This window comes from Arthrobacter sp. TJ-58 (assembly GCF_058269295.1).
The window spans coordinates 401,365-419,339 of record NZ_JBZCNM010000001.1 but is presented as its reverse complement, the minus strand read 5'-3'; the positions used below and the strand labels follow the sequence as shown (position 1 = coordinate 419,339).

18 protein-coding genes are annotated in these 17,975 nt (G+C 64.1%); 10 read left to right on the top strand and 8 right to left on the bottom strand.

The features are described from left to right. From AC4D2W_RS01985 to AC4D2W_RS01960, 6 genes are all read left to right on the top strand, one after another. Nucleotides 1-555, top strand: coding sequence for a DUF3090 family protein (locus AC4D2W_RS01985; protein ID WP_400932218.1), 555 nt, complete (start codon nt 1-3; stop codon nt 553-555). Next, nucleotides 555-1,322 carry an SCO1664 family protein gene (locus tag AC4D2W_RS01980; RefSeq protein ID WP_490925236.1) on the top strand — a complete coding sequence of 256 codons (768 nt, stop codon included), beginning with the start codon at nt 555-557 and terminating at the stop codon, nt 1,320-1,322. The genes AC4D2W_RS01985 and AC4D2W_RS01980 overlap by 1 nt, the downstream gene beginning before the upstream one ends. Before the next feature lie 125 nt (nt 1,323-1,447). After that, nucleotides 1,448-2,149 (top strand): MBL fold metallo-hydrolase, encoded by a 702-nt coding sequence (locus AC4D2W_RS01975; protein WP_490925235.1) that lies wholly within the window; start codon nt 1,448-1,450, stop codon nt 2,147-2,149. Further along, on the top strand, nt 2,150-3,004 hold the full coding sequence (locus AC4D2W_RS01970; RefSeq protein WP_490925234.1) for an aldo/keto reductase: 855 nt from the start codon (nt 2,150-2,152) through the stop codon (nt 3,002-3,004). It begins immediately after the preceding gene. A 97-nt stretch (nt 3,005-3,101) separates the two neighbouring features. Beyond that, nucleotides 3,102-3,851: a DUF1648 domain-containing protein gene (locus AC4D2W_RS01965; protein WP_490925233.1), complete on the top strand. Its 750-nt coding sequence runs from the start codon at nt 3,102-3,104 to the stop codon at nt 3,849-3,851. A gap of 124 nt (nt 3,852-3,975) precedes the next feature. Further along, nucleotides 3,976-5,055, top strand: a complete 1,080-nt coding sequence (locus AC4D2W_RS01960) for an alkene reductase (protein WP_490925232.1) — start codon at nt 3,976-3,978, stop codon at nt 5,053-5,055. Nucleotides 5,056-5,206: 151 nt separating this feature from the next. Here AC4D2W_RS01960 and AC4D2W_RS01955 read toward each other — a convergent pair whose 3' ends face one another. The 4 genes from AC4D2W_RS01955 to AC4D2W_RS01940 all read right to left on the bottom strand — a co-directional run bounded on the left by AC4D2W_RS01955 (nt 5,207) and on the right by AC4D2W_RS01940 (nt 8,793). Further along, nucleotides 5,207-6,355, bottom strand: a complete 1,149-nt coding sequence (locus AC4D2W_RS01955; protein ID WP_490925231.1) for a baeRF2 domain-containing protein — start codon at nt 6,353-6,355, stop codon at nt 5,207-5,209. 359 nt (nt 6,356-6,714) lie between these two features. Then, nucleotides 6,715-7,269 carry a hypothetical protein gene (locus AC4D2W_RS01950; RefSeq protein WP_490925230.1) on the bottom strand — a complete coding sequence of 185 codons (555 nt, stop codon included), beginning with the start codon at nt 7,267-7,269 and terminating at the stop codon, nt 6,715-6,717. A 133-nt stretch (nt 7,270-7,402) separates the two neighbouring features. Beyond that, nucleotides 7,403-7,744 (bottom strand): YciI family protein, encoded by a 342-nt coding sequence (locus AC4D2W_RS01945; protein WP_490925229.1) that lies wholly within the window; start codon nt 7,742-7,744, stop codon nt 7,403-7,405. Then, complete coding sequence (locus tag AC4D2W_RS01940; protein ID WP_490925228.1) at nt 7,741-8,793, bottom strand: DUF2332 domain-containing protein; 1,053 nt, start codon at nt 8,791-8,793, stop codon at nt 7,741-7,743. Before AC4D2W_RS01940 ends, AC4D2W_RS01945 begins: the two co-directional genes overlap by 4 nt. Nucleotides 8,794-8,856: 63 nt before the next feature. On the opposite strand from AC4D2W_RS01940, the gene AC4D2W_RS01935 reads away from it, so the two are divergent. Next, nucleotides 8,857-9,033, top strand: a complete 177-nt coding sequence (locus tag AC4D2W_RS01935; protein ID WP_490925227.1) for a shikimate kinase — start codon at nt 8,857-8,859, stop codon at nt 9,031-9,033. Nucleotides 9,034-9,110: 77 nt separating this feature from the next. On the opposite strand, the gene AC4D2W_RS01930 is transcribed toward AC4D2W_RS01935, so the two are convergent. Next, nucleotides 9,111-10,868: an HNH endonuclease signature motif containing protein gene (locus AC4D2W_RS01930; protein ID WP_490925226.1), complete on the bottom strand. Its 1,758-nt coding sequence runs from the start codon at nt 10,866-10,868 to the stop codon at nt 9,111-9,113. Between the two features lie 278 nt (nt 10,869-11,146). On the opposite strand from AC4D2W_RS01930, the gene AC4D2W_RS01925 reads away from it, so the two are divergent. After that, complete coding sequence (locus AC4D2W_RS01925) at nt 11,147-12,670, top strand: LssY C-terminal domain-containing protein (RefSeq protein WP_490925225.1); 1,524 nt, start codon at nt 11,147-11,149, stop codon at nt 12,668-12,670. A gap of 66 nt (nt 12,671-12,736) precedes the next feature. Then, entirely contained in the window at nt 12,737-13,459 is a 723-nt protein-coding gene (locus AC4D2W_RS01920; protein ID WP_490925224.1) for an SDR family NAD(P)-dependent oxidoreductase, read from the top strand. Between the two features lie 19 nt (nt 13,460-13,478). Here AC4D2W_RS01920 and AC4D2W_RS01915 read toward each other — a convergent pair whose 3' ends face one another. Beyond that, nucleotides 13,479-14,447, bottom strand: coding sequence for an AraC family transcriptional regulator (locus AC4D2W_RS01915; RefSeq protein WP_490925223.1), 969 nt, complete (start codon nt 14,445-14,447; stop codon nt 13,479-13,481). A 114-nt stretch (nt 14,448-14,561) separates the two neighbouring features. Between AC4D2W_RS01915 and AC4D2W_RS01910 the strand changes: the two genes are divergently transcribed. Further along, on the top strand, nt 14,562-15,299 hold the full coding sequence (locus tag AC4D2W_RS01910) for an SDR family oxidoreductase (protein ID WP_490925222.1): 738 nt from the start codon (nt 14,562-14,564) through the stop codon (nt 15,297-15,299). Nucleotides 15,300-15,301: 2 nt separating this feature from the next. On the opposite strand, the gene AC4D2W_RS01905 is transcribed toward AC4D2W_RS01910, so the two are convergent. Further along, nucleotides 15,302-15,802 carry an ASCH domain-containing protein gene (locus AC4D2W_RS01905; protein WP_490925221.1) on the bottom strand — a complete coding sequence of 167 codons (501 nt, stop codon included), beginning with the start codon at nt 15,800-15,802 and terminating at the stop codon, nt 15,302-15,304. 110 nt (nt 15,803-15,912) lie between these two features. Next, on the bottom strand, nt 15,913-17,811 hold the full coding sequence (locus AC4D2W_RS01900) for an FAD-binding monooxygenase (protein WP_490925997.1): 1,899 nt from the start codon (nt 17,809-17,811) through the stop codon (nt 15,913-15,915). Nucleotides 17,812-17,975: the final 164 nt, after the last annotated feature.

Sequence of the window (17,975 nt, the reverse complement as noted above, 5' to 3'; positions counted from 1 at the left end):
ATGCCTACAACCGTTCACGAGTTCGTCTGGCCTGACCGCGTCGTCGTCGGCACTGTCGGCGTACCGGGCCAGCGCACCTTCTATCTTCAGGTGCAAGCAGGGAAGCAGATCGTCAGCATCGCCCTGGAGAAGCAGCAGTCAGCTCAGCTCGCCGAGAAAATCGACGAGATCCTTGACCAGCTGATGACCGTTGAGGGCAATCCCTTCCACGTTCCCGCGAGCACGCCCATCGAGCTTGTCGACAACGATGATCTCGCGACCGTCTCGGAACAGTTCCGCGCAGGCGTGATGAGCCTGGGCTGGGATCCGACAACGGCACAGCTTGTCATTGAGGCTTATCCGCTCGAGGAGGTTGATCCGGACGATGACGGATTCCTCGAGGAGGACGACGACGCCGACCCCGCCGAAGTGCTGCGGGTCAGCATGCCGGTGGGCACCGCCCGTGCCTTCGCCAAGCGCACCCGGGAAGTCGTCGGCGCCGGACGTCCCATCTGCGTAATCTGCGGGCAGCCGATCGACGCCGACGGACATACCTGCACCTTCCCCGAGGCCTGATGCCCGCGCCCGACCTGGTGACCGCAGAGCTCACGCTCACCGGCCGCATTACGACGGCGTCCAACGCCACGTTCCTGGGGCACATCGGCGATGCCGCCGTCGTCTACAAACCCATTGCGGGCGAGAAGCCGCTCTGGGATTTTCCCGACGGTTTTCTGGCACACCGCGAGGTGGCCGCCTATCTGGTGTCCGAGTTTCTGGGCTGGAATATTGTGCCGCGCACCTGGCTGCGCGACGGTCCGCTCGGCGAGGGCATGGTCCAGCTCTGGCAGGACACCGACCCCGAGCAGAACGCTGTGGACCTGGTGGCGGAAGAGGACGTCCCCGCGACCGGGTGGAAGCAGGTCCTTGAGGGCCAGGACGACAGCGGCCGGATTGTTGCCCTCATCCACGAAGACACGCAGGCGCTGCGCCGGATGGCGGTGTTCGATGTGCTGGTCAACAACGCCGACCGCAAGGGCGACCACGTGCTTCCCATGGACGACGGGCACCGGTACGGCGTGGACCACGGGCTCACTTTCCATCACGAGCACAAGCTGCGCACCGTGCTGTGGGGCTGGATGGGAGAGGAGTTGAACGCCGAGGAGCTCGACGGCGTTGGGCGGGTCCTCGAAGGGCTGCAGGGTGAGCTCGGTGCGAAGTTGGCCGAACTTCTCACTGCCGAGGAAATTGAGTCGTTCGCCGCGCGTTGCGTCCGGCTGCGGTCAAAGGGGCTCTTTCCTGCCCCGCGCGGGCAGATGCCGCCCGTGCCCTGGCCGCTTTTCTAGTCGGCTGCGGCACCGGACGAACCCTTAGCTGCGCTCCCATCGCGGTTTTTTTTGATTACCCGGGTCAAAATCCCTTGTGCCGGAATACGCTGAATGGGCCGTATCCCAGCACAAGGAGCATGGCCATGAGCGAACATCCCAGTGGTGGAAGTGGGCTGCAGGTCCAAGAAGTGGTTCGTGACATGGTGATTCCGGCCGGGGTCGCAGGTCCGGAACCGCTAATGATCGATGTGCGCTGTTACGCTGTGGCCCAGCCGGCGGGCATCGTCATCATTGACACCGGAATGCCCGACGCCGAGGCCGGCATTGCCGCAGCGGTCCAGGCACTCGGGGGAAGCTTCGATGACGTCCGGGACATCATCATCACGCATTCGCACCCGGATCATATTGGATCCCTTTTTGCCCTCACCGAGAAGGCTCCCCTGGCAGCCATCTACGCGGGCGGCCCGGACGCGCCGGATATCCGGGCACCCCACGGGGTTACTCCCATCGGAGAAGGGACAGTGATTCAGGGCTTCGAGGTTCTTGCTACTCCCGGGCACACCGCCGGCCATGTGTGCATTTTCCACCAACCAACCGGGACCCTGTTTATTGGCGACGCCGCCGCATCTGAACGCGGTGACGCAACCCGGCCGCCCGAGTTGTTCACGGCGGACGCCTTCCGCGCCGAAGAATCCCTGGTACGAATCGCCGAGCTTGGCCCGGCACGCATTCTCTTTTCGCACGGACCGGAGCTCGATGATCCGGCACAAGCACTTGCCCGCCTGCTCGGCGGTACGAGGTCTATCAGGACAAGGCCGACACCCCCACCTCCAGGAGCGGAATAAATGATCTTAAACGAAACCTACACACTGGCCAACGGGCTGATGATCCCGAAGCTGGGCCTGGGCACCTGGTTCATCGATGATGCCAGCGCCGCCCAAGCGGCCCGGAACGCGATATCGCTCGGCTACCGCAACATCGATACCGCCCAGGCCTACGGCAATGAGCGCGGGGTTGGTGAGGGCGTGCGCACCGGCGGAGTTCCCCGCGGGGAGCTGTTCGTGTCCAGCAAACTCGCTGCCGAGATCAAGGACTATCCGCATGCGGTGGCCGCAATCGATAAGTCACTGGCCACGATGGGTCTGGATTACCTCGACCTCATGCTGATTCACAGTCCGCAGCCCTGGAACGATTGGCGCGGCGGTTCCTACTCGGAAGGAAACCGGGAAGCCTGGCGTGCGCTCGAAGAAGCTCAGCAGGCGGGCAAGCTCCGCTCCATCGGGGTCTCCAACTTCGAGCAGCAGGACCTGGAGAATATCCTCTCTGTCTGCACAGTGGCGCCTCAGGTCAACCAGATACTTGTCCACGTGGGCAATACGCCGTCGGAACTGCTTGCCTACTGCGCGGCAAACAGCATCCTTGCGGAGGCCTACTCCCCGATCGCCCACGGGGAGATGCTGAAAAACGCCGATGTCACCGCCATGGCCGAGCGTTACACGGTGACCGTTCCGCAGCTGTGCATCCGCTACACCCTGCAGTTGGGTACCATTTCGCTGCCCAAGTCGTCCAACCCGGATCATATGCGGTCCAATGCTGATGTCGACTTCGTCATCAGCGCCGAGGATATGAACACGCTGCAGCATCTGCAGATCAGCGATTACGGGAAGTACAGTTCTTTCCCTGTCTTTAGCGGGAAGTAAATCCGATCCACCATAACGGAGGCGGGTCGGACAGCTATTCTGAATACCGGTGAAGCGGCTCTGCGGATTCGGCTGGAATTCGGGCTAGTGTGAATTCATGGAAACGGACATCGACGTCAAAATGACCCGCGGACGGGCTCTCCTCTGGCTGATTCATCCCGTAGGGGTGCTTATTTTGGCGGCCTTCTTCGCGTACGGCACCACCATCTATGACTCCCTCCCCGAAATGATTCCCACCCACTGGGGAGCAGGCAGTACGCCCGATGGATGGGCCGACAAGTCCTTCGGTTCAGTTTTCGCCCCGCTGCTGGTCGGCGCTGGGGTGAGTGTCTTTCTGGCCCTGATTTCTGCCGCAGCTCCCCGTATGGTTCCTCGAAACCCAGATGCCACGCCGTGGGAACTCTGGCGCCGGGAAGGAACAATTCGGGGCATTGTTGCGGGGATGGGAGGCATGTCCGTTCTGATGGCGGCTCTTATGGCTGTGGTGTCGGTGTCAGCGTGGAAAAATCCGGACGGTTTTCCTGCCGGATCCGTGCTCCTCGTGATTGTCCTGATCCTGGTTGCTGTCCTTGCCGCCTCCGCTCTGTCCTCCCGCTGGGCACGCCGGACAGCACTGAGAAACGGGATCACGCCCACGGTCCGGGAGCAGGAAGAGGACAAGCTGTGGATAGCCGGCGGCATCTACAACAATCCGAAGGACCCGCGCATCATCGTTCCCAAGAGAGGAGGTTTCGGCACCGGTGTGACGGTGAACATCGGAAATTCCAAAGGGCGGGCCGCCGTCGTGGTTTTCCTGACGTTCTTTGTGGCGATTCCGCTTGTACTCTTGGGCGTTTCAGCGCTCTGAACAGTGTGACTTGGGATGCTTTGCGGAATAACCGGCGCATTGCCCCCTGTTGTCGCTGGATATACAAACTACGGCCCAGGGCACTTTCAGTCCTGATGCCAGCGACAGAAGGAACCCTCCACCCGTGAAACTGTTTACCCCGCTCACCGTCGGCACCATGGAACTGCCCAACCGCCTCGTCATGGCCCCAATGTCCCGCGTGCGCGCCGACCGCAGCGGCGTGCCCACCGACATCATGGTCGAGCACTACCGCCAGCGCGCTTCCCTGGGCCTGATCGTCACCGACGGCGTCTACCCCTCCTTCCCCGGCCAGGGCAACGCCCTGATGCCCGGCCTGGTCACCGAAGAACACGTCGCCGGCTGGAAGCGCGTCACCGACGCCGTCCACGCCGCCGGCGGCCGGATCGTCGCCCAGCTCATGCACTCCGGACGCGTCGCCCACGAAAACATCAACGGAGGCCGCCAGCCGCAGGCCCCCAGCGCCATCGCCCTCTCCGGCATGGCACACACCTACGACGGCAAGCAGCCCTACCCGGTGCCGCACGCCCTCACCGAAGCCGAACTCCCCGGCGTCGTACAGGACTTCGTTTCCGCCGCGCAGAACGCCATGAAGGCAGGGTTCGACGGCGTCGAGCTGCACGGTGCCAACGGCTACCTGCTGCAGGAATTCCTCTCCCCCGTCTCCAACACCCGCACCGACAACTACGGCGGCTCCCCGGAAAACCGCGCCCGGATGGTCATCGAGACCTACCGTGCCGTGGCCGAGGCCGTCGGCGCCGAGCACACCGCCATCCGCATCTCCCCCGAGCACAACATCCAGGACGTACTGGAAACCGACCGCGCCGACGTGACCGCCACCTACACCGCCCTGGTGGACGGCATCGCCGACCTCAAGCCGGCCTACCTGTCCATCCTGCACAAGGACCCGGCCGACGAGATGATCCAGGACCTGCGCCGCCGCTTCAACGGCCCGGTGCTGATGAACACCGGCTTCGGCACGGTCACCAGCCGCGAAGACGCCATCATGGTCCTCGAAGAGGACCTGGCCGACGCCGTCGTCGTCGGCCGCCCCGTCATCGCCAACCCGGACCTGGCCCGCCGCTGGCAGGAAGACCTGCCGCTGAACGAGGTCGACCAGGCGACCGTTTACACCGACGGTGCCGCCGGCTACACGGATTACCCGGAGCTGGCTCCGGTTTCCTAACCGGATACAAGACAAGGTCCCCGGCAGGTGCCCGGGGCACAGAAGAAGCGGGAACCGGATCACCCGGTCCCCGCTTCTTCTGTTTTGCCGTGTCGGGCGTGTGAACTGCTTTCGGTGTACTCGTCCGGCCGGGGACAGGACGGCAGCACTTCTATGTAGCGTCAGCTCCGGGGGCAGCGGGTCCAGTGGGCCAGCGCAGCAGGGCGGCAGCTTGCACCCCTCCGGGCAGGACGCCGTCGGGCACCAAAAGCAGGCTGGCGTCCGTCAGAGCCGCCGCGCGCAGCAGTGCTGTCGGGGCAGGAACCCGGCCCAGCGACTCCGCGCCGAGGGCTTGTTCGTCCGCAGTGGCAACCCACGGCTCGCCGGCCAGAACCAACAGCTGACGGTCGCTGAGGGCTTTGTCGTTGAGGATCAGCACATCAACCTGAGCTTGCTGAAGCGCATGGACCACAGCACCCACGCCGACGGCGGATTCGGGGTTGGCCTGTCCCTCCTGCAAAGCAAGGCGGTCCATGATTTGTTCCTGCTCGGCCGCCCACTGCAGGGCAATGCGTTCCTGGACCTTGTCCTGGAAAAGATGCTGGTGGGAGTCTGCCGGCCGGGTTTCGGAATCGATCATCGTGACCAGCGGCTTGTGGGCCTCACCCAGCTGGTCCCGCACCAGCCCCCGGGCACGGATGTCTCCCGCAAGCACAATCAGCCGGGCACCGCTGCTGTCGGCAATTCGGTTGATCTGGCCGGCAACTTCCTCTGCGTTCCGGCGCCAGATTTCTTCGGTCCGGCGCTGTTGTTTGCTCTGTGCCCAGTCCACACCGGCGGAAAGTTTGCTGATGTCCTCGGTGGACCCCCTAATTTCCTCTACCGCCGCGGGTCCGGGACGGCCCACGTACTCCAGCCGGATCTCGGCGTCCTCCCGTGTTGCTTCCACAACGATGTACGGAAATTCCTCGGGACGGTGCTTAATGAGCGGCAGCAGGTCCGGAACAGGGCCCACGGAAACGTGTTTTGGTGTTACCAGCGGGCCGGGCAGCAGTTCGTTCAGCTCCACCGTTCCCTGCCGGACGAGCACAAAGCGGGAGATCGGGGCGGGCAGTCCGCGCGCCGGATCCACCGCAGCTTCCATGGCTGCCAGGTCCTCCGCTGGAGCCCCTTGCTGCGCCAGGGCTGCACGAACCTCACCGGGGCGGACTTCGGCGGCTTCCGCACCTTCCGCGCCTCCGGCGCTGGCGTCCACATAAGCGAGGCACCATGGACCTTGCTTTCGATAAAGATCCGCAAATCTGCTGAGATGCTCCGTCATGTCGATCTCCTTCCCGCGCAGGGGCGGCCGCATATCGGTTAGATCAGTGCCTTCCAGCTAACACCGGATGCGCCGGTAGTTGAAGAGTCCTCCTTCCACACGGGCCGGCAAATCCAAGCTGGGGCAGTCACTCCCCCGCGGCATCAAGCCGTGCCGCTCCGTTCTTGACACGGTGCTCGAACAGGAGGCGGAGTTTCAGGACCACTCGTCCGGCAGCATCCGTTCCTCCGTCTGGGAGAGCATCCTCTCCTCGGACGCGCCATCCAGGAAAACTCCCCATCCACGAAACCACCCGCTCAGGCGTTCCCTGCACAAGGGCGGTGCGTGTCATGGCGCTCTGGCACTGGGCTACCCCGGGGTCAGCTTCCGGATGCGCCCGGGCCAGCAGCTCCAACGCGGGCGGGCCAGCGGCCGGTCACCTGATGATATTCAACGGCCCGCAGCAGAGGCCCCACATCGAAAGTGCCGATGTTGATGCTGAGCTTCGCACCGTGAATGGACTTGATCGTCAGGATTTGCTGTCCTCTGGATCTGAACAGGTTGTAGCGCACAATGTCGCTGTAGGGGACAACGTGCTCCATTCCGAACGCGGTGCGAAACGCCACTTCGTGTGCCCGCGGATCAACGTAGAAGTTCCGGTATATTGCTACGAACGCGAGCCCGCCCGCAAAGATGGCCGCCGCGGCAATCTGGGCTCCGAGAGGCATGCCGGGAGAGGCAAGGACCAGCAGCCCCATCAGAAATCCCACGCCTATGAACAGCCAGCCGACAATCGGCACTGCCTTCGGCAGCCGGACCTGCTCGGGGTTCTCCTTGGACCGGTTCGGATGCGTCCGCGCCCACCAGCCGATGCCCGTGACTCCCAGCATGATGCAGGTAATGAGGACGAGCTTCAGGAAGAGTTGTTCTGCCACGTCGATTTGCCTCTCATAACTGCCAAGCCGGCCCGGAAACCCGAGGCCCGGTACCGGGTCCCCAGAGAATCTACTGCAATTGGAGCCCGCTCCGGCTGACCTGCTGCAGCAGGTGCGGTACAGCTCCCCCGGTTCAGCTGGCGGGATCGTCCATGAAGGCGCGCACTTCCTGCGCGCACCGGCAGGCTGCCGCCATCTTTGCAGCCCATTCCAGAGCTTCCGCGCGCGATGGCAGTTCCAGCACGGTGTATCCGCCTTCAATCTGCTTCGTCTGCGGGTACGTGCCCTCGATAACCGTTCCGGCGCCGTCGACCATCACCGGCCGAATACTCTCATCAATGCCTCCGCCGAACACCCAGACACCCGCGTCCTTCGCCTCCTGCAGCACCGCATGCGCTGCCTCCGATACCGCCGGCAGATCCGCTGCCGGGAGAACCATGGCGCTGCTGGGGAATGAGATCAAGTACTTCGTCATTGCGTCGACTCCTTATGGTGGCTGACTGGTTTCGCTGGTTGATATGGCTTTTCACCGTGCTCTGGCGCCAAAGCGCGAGCTGATTCCCGGAGACTCTCGTACGACTGCCCGTGCGGACCCGCCAGACCACAGGCTTTGCCGTTGACTGCCACAATCGTGCGCCCGGTAATGGGCTTCCGCACCTGTTCGGAGACGGACGGCAGCACCCCTGCTCCCTCATTGCTGATCCAGACGACGTCCGGGTACGTCTCCATCAACTCAACAAAACGCCGTCGGTCCTCCGCCTGGAGATAGACCAGCACCGCACTGTGGAACACCACAACCGTGGAGCCTTCGGGCGCCTGGGCGATGAGTTCCGGAATCGTTTCAAGAAGATCGCCCCGGACGAGCTGCGCCGGTTCTGCGGCCGCGATGCGTCCGGCGCGGCGGAGGCGGCTGCGCCGTTCGTCATGCTCCGGCCACACGAGTGCTTCAAGCCAGGCCATCTGCTCCGGATCTCGGACATCCAGCGGATTGAGATCCACTCCGGCCCGCCAGACGACGTCGGGCAGTCGCGCGGGCAGCGCAGTCTGGTCAATCAGGCACGGGATCGCCACGTCACTCGGTCCTGGCTCGGGGTCCAGTGCGGCCACACGGTCTCCGACGTCGTAGCGGTAACTGTACCGATCCGGATACAGGCACAGCCCTGCCGAAGCACCCGCCTCGATGAGGCTGATCGGGCCCTCCAGCCGGCTGAGCACCGGCAGCAGCACGGCGCATCTGGCCGCTTCATTGGTCTGGGTTGAACGAGCCATCGCCACGGGAACCACCTCGCTCCAGTGCGTAATCAACCAGTTCCTGAACGGTGCGTACTTCTGTTCAGGCACGCCCAGCAGACGCGCGACGGCGAACACCAGATTGGGTTGACGCTTGCTCCGGGGGAGCGAGGCGATCAGGGTGCAGATCTCCGGGTCTTCGGAGACTCCCCTGGCCCACGCTTCAAAGATAGGCGATATCCCCGCAGCTTCGAGCGTCGCGAACCGTTGATAGACCTCAGCCACCCCATCCATGGGCACACCCTAGCAGGCTGGATTGCTCCATTTTCGAGTGTCGCCTGTGGCAGGATCGAACCCATGCTCCGCTCTCCAGCCCTCGTCCTGATCGGCCCCGCGGCTGCCGGTAAGACCACCGTTGGCGAACTGGTTGCTGCGCGGCTCGGGATGCCGTTTGTGGATCTCGATGATCTTTACGGCTGGGAATTCGCTTCAAGCGACAGCCGAACAGATAGTAGCGAACGTCCTGCAGCGTAGCCGCTTGGCGAGTCAGAACTGCGGCGAATCAGATAAAGCGGATGCTTGGAAGTGCGGCGGCCTAGAAAGGTAGCGGTCTAGAAGGGCGGCGGGCTGTCGCCGTAGTCGTAGGGATTGGGGTCGTCGGGTGATCCCCAAAGCGATACTTCCGGTGACTCCATGACAACCCCTGGCATGCCGGTTGATTTGGAACCGGAACCCGTGCCCGAACCGGAGGCAAGGCGAAGGTGGGGTTCGGTGCGGTAGGTCCGGCCGCCCGGTGAAACCCATTCGATAATCCCGGGTGAACGCTGACGGGCTTTCCAAAAACCTTGGGTTTTGAACATGTGGTGGCGTCGACACAAATGTTCGAGGTTGTCATGATCCGTTGTCCCGCCATGGGACCAGGGTGTGGTGTGGTCGATCTCGGAAATCAGAGCATTGGTCCGGCAGCCCGGGAACCGGCAGGTGCCGTCTCGTGCCCGCAGCCAGCGCTGGAGTCCGGGCGGTACTTTGCGCCGGCGGCCGACCCGCAGGATCTCTTCGGTGTGCGGGTCGCGTTCCACCGGAGTCCATCGGGCCGCCTGGCGTGCGAGTCTGCGGGCTGTTTCGGCGCTGATCGGCCCGTAACCATGCAGCTCGGCAGGATCCTCATCAGCGCCGAGGAGGGTTTCGGCGGTGATCAGGACCAGAATCTCTGTGCGGGCACCGGAACCGTGCCTAATGGGACGGTCCTGGTCACTAGTTTTCCTCCCTGCACCGAAACCCGAATTCTCACCTGTGCCAGAATCCGGGTCAGAACCTGAGTTCTCGCCCGTGCCAGAATCCGGGTCAGGATCCGAGGTCTCGTTCTCGCCCCGGACCCACGCGCCGTCACCCTCAGCGTTACCGCCCGGGTCTCCGGTTCTGCCGCCGCTGGTCAGCAGGTCAGCGAGGATGTCGGCACGCAACTGATCCACGGGGCGGGGATCCCCGGCAGCCTGCTCACCCCGTGCCGCAACACTGAGCTGCGTATAGATCGCCTGCGCTTTCTGCGCCGGAAGGAACGCTGACAACCAGGACATTCCGTCCGTATCCGGCTGCAAACACACCCGGCGGGTGCCGAACGCACTCTTGTGCCGGACCGCAATGGTCTCCGGAAACCGGGTTTCGCGCATCCTGCGGGCTTTGACCCGGAACTGCGCCAGAGTCAGAGCCCCGTCATGGTGCCCGGCCGCCGTCAGCAGATCCATCTCGAATCCGGGCAGGTCGGTGGCAGGAATGTTCTGGGACTGCTCCAGCACGGTCTGCACCTGCCCGTAACCGAGGGCTCCCGCTTCCAGACTCTGCAATGTTGCCGTGTGGGTATCGCAGAGGGTTCCGGCGTCGCTCATGAGCATCTTCGCGGTGCCGGTAGGCAGATGCAGGATCGCTGCTGCTTCCTCCGCCGCGAGACTGAAAGCCAGCCCCGGATCCAACTGCCGGTCTTCATTCGATCCTGTTTCCGGCAGGAAGCCGTTCCGGAAGATCCCCTCCATCCGGTTCAGGACTCTGGCCTGCTGGGCCTGCGCCCACCGGACAAGGTGGTCCAACCGTGCCAGGACAGCACCGGCTTCATCCTGGTCAAAGACTTCAACACCTTGCAGGGCCAGGCTTCCGGTGAACCGGTCCCGGTAGCCGGAATAGTCCGTGCTGGTGAACGCTGCGACCTCTTTAGCATCCGGTGCCAGAACTGAACGGGCTCCAACGGCGCCGGGCTCAACGGAGTACACGGACAGGCTGCGCGCCGGTGCCGTCCGCTCACCTGCGGTGATATCGCCGGCGGCCTGCTGCGCGCCAACCGGTGCGTGCCCTGAAGAAGATCCGTGCTGATCCATGTCAACAGGTTTTCACCCGCCACTGACATTTCCGACCCGAAAACAGCTCCGAACGACCCAAATTCGGCCCTGCCGGTACGGGCGGAACACCTGTCTTTTCGAGTTATCTTCTTATTCAACTTCTAGCCCAAAATATCCGGCGCAGAACGGTGCACTGTCACCCGTGCACTGGCCGGGGCCCCAAAATCACGGGCCGGGACAAGGCAGTTGTGCTGCCATCTCCCGGAAGGAACGGCGGGGCATTGACGGCCGGAAGGGACGCAAGCCAGCGTGGTTCTATGACAAAGCCGGGCGACGACGGCGCCGGACGCCCGCCGGGGACCGGAGCAGAAGACACCGAGACAACAAATATCTCCGGAACGACCGAACCAGCCGGCGTGACTGCATCAACGAGTGCCACCACTGACATATCCGGTGACACAGTCTCCGACTCCGTCACCGAACTGCCGCCCAGTACCGCAGCAACCGCCGTCGACCGGATCTTCTTCGCATTCAGCGGACTCGCAGCCATTTGGTTTGTGGTGCTGCTGCTCGTTGAAGGCCTGGAGCTGCACGGGCGCATCGGATTCCTGATCGTGTTCTGGGTGGCCCTGGCCTATTTGGTGCTGCCCCGCGTCTACGGGATCCTGTCGCAAATCTTGATTCCCAATTACTTCATGGGACGCACACGGACCAACGCCGGATTATTCGGCGATGCCGTCAACCTCGCCTTCCTGGGGACCGAGGTACAGCTGCACAGGGCCCTGGACCGGGCTGACTGGAAGCTGGCAGATCCAGTCACGCTGGCCAGCAGCTGGCGGATTGTTTCCTCCACTCTGCTGCACCGCAGCTATCCACATGCGCCGGTAAGTCCGCTGCTGCTCTTTGACCGGGAGCAGGATTTTGCCTACGAGCAGGAGATGCACGGCAACCCTCGCCAGCGTCACCATGTGCGGTTCTGGCGGTGCCCGGAAGGGTGGATGCTGCCGGGCGGGATTGCCGCGGACTGGCTGGGAGCCGCTTCCTTCGACCGCGCCGTCGGACTTTCCCTGTTCACGCTGCAGGTCACCCATCGCGTCGGTGAGAACATCGACGCCGAACGGGACTACCTGCTGTCCACCATTGAAAAGTCGTCCCCCGAGGTGGCGGTGCAGGTCATCAAGAACTTTTCCACCGGATACCACTCGCGCAACGGCGGGGGCGATTCGATTGTCACGGACGGTGATCTGCCTGTGACCGATCTGTCCCTAATATCGGAAACAGACGTGCCGGAAACAGAAGTGCTGCAAGCCCACGTGCCGCAAACGGAGCTTACCGAATCGGAGCGGACGGCAGCGGAAGGACGGGACGAGCACCGGATCTCTCGGCCGCCGCCCATCATCGTCGGTTCGATCCTGGTGCTCCTGCGAGGCATCGCCGCGCTGACGGTGGCGGCTCCGTTTCTGGCCCGGTTTGCCCATGCCCCGTGGGTTACGCAACTGTTGGGCGAAGAAAACCGCGGCCTCGCGGACTTAGGCGGCGCCTACGCACCCGTGAGCGTCATCATGGCCCTCTTTGCCTGCGCCGAGGTGCTGCTGGCGGTACTGATCCTTAGGGGCAGCAATATCGCCCGCATTACGGCCATGTCCCTAAGTGCCGCCGCTATTATCCTGCAGATTAGTGCCGTGTTTGCCGGCACGGTCACCACCCTTGGCAGCAACTTTTTTGGCTATTCCTTCGACATCCTGCTCATTTTTGCCCTTTCCAGCAGCCGTGCGCGCGTCTACAGCTACAGCCGGAGCCGGAGCCGGAACCGGAGCCGTAAGCGGATGAGTAACATTTGAACCGCGTGCGCACAGGACACGGTCCAGCATTGAAGATCCCCGATCCCCCGGAAGGGAAGCCATACCATGAGAATCCTCGTGACCGGATCAGCTGACGGACTCGGCAGGGCGGCGGCTGAATCACTGCTCACCGCGGGGCACGACGTCGTCGTTCACGCGCGCAACCGGGAGCGCGCGGATGCTCTTGCACCGCTGCTCGAGCGCGGTGCGGACCTCGTGGTCGGCGACTTCGGGGACCCTGAAGCGGTACGGCAGGTGGCCGCCGAACTCAATGCCGGAACTCCGCTGGACGCCGTGATCCACAACGCCGGGGTCGCGGGCGGCCGGGCCGTCATGCCCGTCAACGTCGTCGCGCCCTACCTGCTCACCGCGCTGCTCAAGGGACCGCAGCGGCATATCTATCTGAGCAGTAATGACCACTACGCCGGGCGCCCCTCCCTGGACGGCGTTGACTGGCAGGGTAACGCGGCGGGTTCCTACGCGGACAGCAAGCTGTTTGTCACCACATTGGCGGCCGCGCTGGCGAAGCTGCGCCCCGATGTGCTCAGCAATTCGGTGGACCCCGGCTGGGTGCCCACAAAAATGGGCGGCCGCGGTGCGCCCGATGATCTGGAGCTCGGCCATCAGACCCAGGTGTGGCTCGCGGTCAGCGACGAGCCCGACGCGCTCACCAGCGGAGGCTACTGGTACCACGGACGACGGCGGCAGCCCCATGAGGCGGTGAACGACGCCGGTTTTCAGGATGCACTGCTGCGCACCCTGGCGAAGGAGACGGGTACCGCGCTGTAACTAGTTGGACGCACCGGGATTAGTGTGCCGCACCCGCAACTCGCAGGTCTTCCTCGCGTGTGCGTGTCCGGTACTGCAGCGGGGAAACACCGATGCTGCGTTTAAAGGCGGTGCTGAATGCGCTCTCGGATGAATAGCCCAAATCCAGCGCCAGCGTCCGGATACGGGTGTCGCCGGAACGCAGCTCCCGCTGGGCGGTAAGCATCCGCCAATTATTCAGGTACGCCCGCGGCGGCATTCCCGCCACTTCGCGGAACCGTTCAGCAAAGGCGGTGCGGGACATCGCGGCGGCCCGGGCGAGGTCCTGCAGGCTCCAGGGCCGGGACGGCTGGGCATGAATCAGCGCTACCGCAGGCCGGAGCCGTTCATCAGCAAGAAGCTTCAGCCAGCCGGTAGGCAGCTCCGCCTCTTCCATGAAGGCGCGGAGCACCTCCACCAGCAGGAGCTGCCCGTATTGCCGGACAGCAAACGCAGAGCCCATCCGTTCACGGGACACTTCTGCGAACAGCTGTTCCATGAGCGCATGCATATGGGGCGCGGCCGGGGTTCCGGAACGGATATGCGCCACCGGCGGCAGCGCGTGCAGCAGCAGTTCCCGTCCGGTTGCATTCACGGCAACCCGGCCGCCGATGATGATGTCCTCCCCACCGGCCGGCCCCTCCCCCACCCTGACAAAGGTGCCGCTGGCGGGCGGATCCAGACGCAGCCTGACGCCGTCGTCTTCCTCCAGGCCGCCGGTAGTATCACCCTCGAGCCGGAGCCAGGCACGGCCGTTGAGTACTGCCACGTCGCCGGCTTCCAGGAGCAGCGGCGCATCCATGCCGTCGGTTGAGACCCGCATCCGGCCCTGCACCACGGCGAAGAACTTCAGGTCCTCATCCAGCTGGCTCTCTGACTCCCAGCGCCCATGCACCGCACTGCTGCCCGAAATTATTCCGCGGACCTCAATAAAGTCCAGCACTTCGGATAACCGGTCGCTCGTTGTCATGTTTGTACTGTAGAGCATTAAAACCGGACTTATGCTTATTCCGCGTACGGATTTTGTTGGACAGACTGAAAGTGTCGTCCCGGTCGGGACGGCGGTATTTCTCTAGGAGTCCCCATGGAAAACAACATGATTGCCCTCGTTACCGGTGCCAACAAGGGCATAGGCCGCCAGATCGCCGGCAAGCTCGCGGCGCTGGGCCACACCGTGGTGGTCGCCGCCCGCAGTGCCGTCGCCGGTGAGACGGCCGCCGCGGAACTGCGCGCCGCCGGAGGCGAGGCTGCCGCCATCGTCCTGGACGTCACGGACCCTGCCTCGGTGGCGGCCGCAGCGGACGAGGTCAAACGCCGTTTCGGCCGGCTCGATGCCCTGGTAAATAACGCCGGCATCGTCGCCACGCCGGGGGTCAGCTTCGCGGCCCAGCAGCCGGGCTCTGCCGACGTGGAGGAGATCCGCGCCGTTTTCGAGACCAACTTCTTCGGCGTCATCACCGTGACCGCGGCCTTCCTGCCGCTGCTGCGCCTCTCTGCAGCTCCCCGGATTGTCAACGTCTCCAGTGTGGCCGGATCGCTGGCCGCAGTCTCGAACCCGGCGAACAATGATCCGATTGCCGCCGGTTACGCCCCCTCCAAGACGGCGCTGACGTCCCTGACCCTGCAGTATGCCCGCGGCCTGGCGCCGGAAGGCATTCTCGTCAACGCGGTTTGCCCCGGCTTTGTGGCCACGGACCTGAACGGCTTCCGCGGTACCCGCACCCCGGAACAGGGTGCCCGGGCCGCGGTCCGGATGGCCACCGTCCCTGCCGGCGGGCCCACCGGCACCTTCAGCGATGAGGACGGTCCCCTGCCCTGGTAAGGCTATTGGTTGAGCGGCCAGACCACCTTAAAGCGCTCAAACACCAGCTCGTCGGATTCGGACCAGGACCCGCCGCGCGCGGCCGACGTGCGTTCCCAGTACTTCCGGTGTTCACGCCGCCAGGACTCCAGGCTGAGATCGCCTTCCCCTTCCTCCCGTGCAAAGGCCTCGTCCGTGTCGTGAAACGTGCCCAGCCTCAGTTCGGTGGTCCGCAGAACCGCCCGCGGCACACCGGCACTGTCGCAGACAATCCAGTGAATGCCGATCCGCGGCAGCTGATCCCCGCCGTCGACATACTCCGCGACGAGTGAGGAGGTGGCGGTTTTCCGCCCGTCCAGCACCAGCGCCAGCAGCTCGTCAGCGAGTTTGGGGGAATCACCAAAGGTCTCCACATTGTACTGGCTGTCGGCAGCGGCCTGCTCGGGGTACGCGGCGGCGTAGTCATCCCAAAGGAGCGCGGCGGCGTCAAAGTCGGGCGTTATCGGGGCGGAAGGGGTGTCCATGGTGCCCAGTCTGTCATTGCCTCAGCCACGCCGCACCCCAATGCTGTCCATCAGTTAACGCAGGACGACGGTGGCACCCGGGTGCCGCCGTCGTCCTGCCTGGAGCGGGTTTAGGACTGCGGCTGGCGGGCCGGCAGCAGCGGAGCGAAGAACTCCCCCAGCTCCGCAGCGGCCGTCAGCGGCAGCACGTTGGCCACGTACTGGTCAGGGCGGACCACCACCACAACACCGCCGCGGTCCAGGCCGCGCTCCTCGAAAATGTCCGCCTGGGGGTCGGCGCCGTACACCTTGGCCAGGTCGGTGAGCCGGAACGGACCCACCTCAGGCTTGAAGACTGCCGGCACCGCATTGATGTCGATCCCGTTATGGTCCTGCTGGTAGATGACCCTCACATCGAACCACGCATCGCGGTCAAGATCCGCCGGCGTGGCAGCCAGCGGAGACTCCGGAGCACTCTCCAGCCACGCAGCCAGATCGGTGACCGGCGACGGAGCACCGGCCGGGGCGGAATCGGCGAACACATAGATGCGCCAGCGACCGTCAGCCTTGGCCTGATGGCCCAGGTGCACCGGGTTGGTGTCGGAAACGCGCCGCACGGTGGCGGATTTGAAGCGCTTGCCAATCGGGAAACCGGCGGCCAACTCCTGATGCTTCGCTTCGGCAATCAGCATTGACGGCGTGTATTCGGTCATGAACCCGGCGGGGAACTCGGCGGTGCGCACATAGAAGTCCTCGAGGTCCGAAGGATTCTCGAACTCCTCGGGCCGCTTCGCCATCAGGGTGGACCATTCCTTGTCGAAGTCGATGAGGTTCTGAGCCACCACCTGACGCTCGGCCGAATACGTGGACAGCAGCGATTCCGGGCTGCGGCCGTCCAGTACATGGCCGAGCTTCCAGCCGATGTTGAAGCCGTCCTGCATGGACACGTTCATGCCCTGTCCGGCCTTGGCGCTGTGCGTGTGGCAGGCATCGCCGGTGATGAAGACGCGCGGCGAGCGGGTGCCCAGATCTTCGGGCAGCACGTCATCAAACCGGTCCGTGAGCCGGTGGCCCACCTCGTAGACGCTGTGCCAGGCGACGTTGCGGACGTCCAGTGTGTAGGGGGCGAGGATGCCGTTGGCCTTCGCGATGATCTGGTCAATGGTGGTCTTGCGGACGGCACCGTTGTCATCCTCGGGGACCACGCCGAGGTCCACGTACATCCGGAACAGATGCCCGCCCTCGCGCGGAATGAGCAGGATGGAGCCGCCGTTGGAGGACTGGATGGCGCACTTGGTCCGGATGTCCGGGAAGTCGGTCTTCGCGAGCACGTCCATGACGCCCCAGGCGTGGTTGGCCTTGTCGCCTTCCAGGCTGCAGCCGATGGCGGCACGGACCTTGCTCCGGGCGCCGTCGGAGCCCACCACGTATTTGGCCTTCACCGTGCGTTCGGTGCCTTCATGGGGACCGGCGGTGTGCAGCAGGGTGACGGTCACCGGGTACTCGGCATCGTCGTCGACCTCCAGGCCAACGAATTCGAAACCGTAGTCAGGGGTCATGCGGGTGGGCGCGAAGGCCATTGCACGGGCAAAGTAGTCCAGCACGCGGGCCTGATTGACGATCAGGTGCGGGAACTCGCTGATCCCGGCTTCGTCGTCGAGCGCGCGTCCGGAGCGGACGATGCGCGAGGGATCCTCGGGGTCCGGGCGCCAAAAGCACATTTCCGTAATCCGGTAGGCCTCGGCCGTGATCTCCTCTGCAAACCCAAAGGCCTGGAACGTTTCCACGCTGCGGGCCTGGATGCCGTCCGCCTGACCGATGGCCAGCCGGCCGTCACGGCGTTCCACGATCCGGGTGGTGATGTTCGGGAACTGGGCCAGCTGGGCGGCAGTAAGCATGCCCGCAGGCCCTGATCCGACAATCAGCACGTCCATCCGATCGGGAAGGTCCTCGGGGCGGTCAATGCCGACGCCGGCGGCCGGCTGAATGCGCGGGTCCCCGGATACGTAGCCGTGATGGTGGAACTGCACGGGTGTCCTCACTTCTTTGTGTCTGCGGTTGCCGGCCTGCCGCGAGATGCGGTGCTGTTCGATATTTGAACACAACGTTCTATAGTCGAAACACGGTCGGTACGATCACTCTACGGCAGGCATGACGCAGGTCACAAGCTGCGCAAACTTGCGAGTCTGCCGCT

Bases quoted from the DNA above. Each gene is read 5' to 3' on its own strand.
- AC4D2W_RS01930 (WP_490925226.1), bottom strand. From the start codon at position 10,868: ATGGATCAGCACGGATCTTCTTCAGGGCACGCACCGGTTGGCGCGCAG.
- AC4D2W_RS01985 (WP_400932218.1), top strand. From the start codon at position 1: ATGCCTACAACCGTTCACGAGTTCGTCTGGCCTGACCGCGTCGTCGTC.
- AC4D2W_RS01980 (WP_490925236.1), top strand. From the start codon at position 555: ATGCCCGCGCCCGACCTGGTGACCGCAGAGCTCACGCTCACCGGCCGC.
- AC4D2W_RS01945 (WP_490925229.1), bottom strand. From the start codon at position 7,744: ATGACGAAGTACTTGATCTCATTCCCCAGCAGCGCCATGGTTCTCCCG.
- AC4D2W_RS01910 (WP_490925222.1), top strand. From the start codon at position 14,562: ATGGAAAACAACATGATTGCCCTCGTTACCGGTGCCAACAAGGGCATA.
- AC4D2W_RS01965 (WP_490925233.1), top strand. From the start codon at position 3,102: ATGGAAACGGACATCGACGTCAAAATGACCCGCGGACGGGCTCTCCTC.
- AC4D2W_RS01935 (WP_490925227.1), top strand. From the start codon at position 8,857: ATGCTCCGCTCTCCAGCCCTCGTCCTGATCGGCCCCGCGGCTGCCGGT.
- AC4D2W_RS01905 (WP_490925221.1), bottom strand. From the start codon at position 15,802: ATGGACACCCCTTCCGCCCCGATAACGCCCGACTTTGACGCCGCCGCG.
- AC4D2W_RS01915 (WP_490925223.1), bottom strand. From the start codon at position 14,447: ATGACAACGAGCGACCGGTTATCCGAAGTGCTGGACTTTATTGAGGTC.
- AC4D2W_RS01975 (WP_490925235.1), top strand. From the start codon at position 1,448: ATGAGCGAACATCCCAGTGGTGGAAGTGGGCTGCAGGTCCAAGAAGTG.
- AC4D2W_RS01940 (WP_490925228.1), bottom strand. From the start codon at position 8,793: ATGGATGGGGTGGCTGAGGTCTATCAACGGTTCGCGACGCTCGAAGCT.
- AC4D2W_RS01970 (WP_490925234.1), top strand. From the start codon at position 2,150: ATGATCTTAAACGAAACCTACACACTGGCCAACGGGCTGATGATCCCG.
- AC4D2W_RS01920 (WP_490925224.1), top strand. From the start codon at position 12,737: ATGAGAATCCTCGTGACCGGATCAGCTGACGGACTCGGCAGGGCGGCG.
- AC4D2W_RS01925 (WP_490925225.1), top strand. From the start codon at position 11,147: ATGACAAAGCCGGGCGACGACGGCGCCGGACGCCCGCCGGGGACCGGA.
- AC4D2W_RS01955 (WP_490925231.1), bottom strand. From the start codon at position 6,355: ATGACGGAGCATCTCAGCAGATTTGCGGATCTTTATCGAAAGCAAGGT.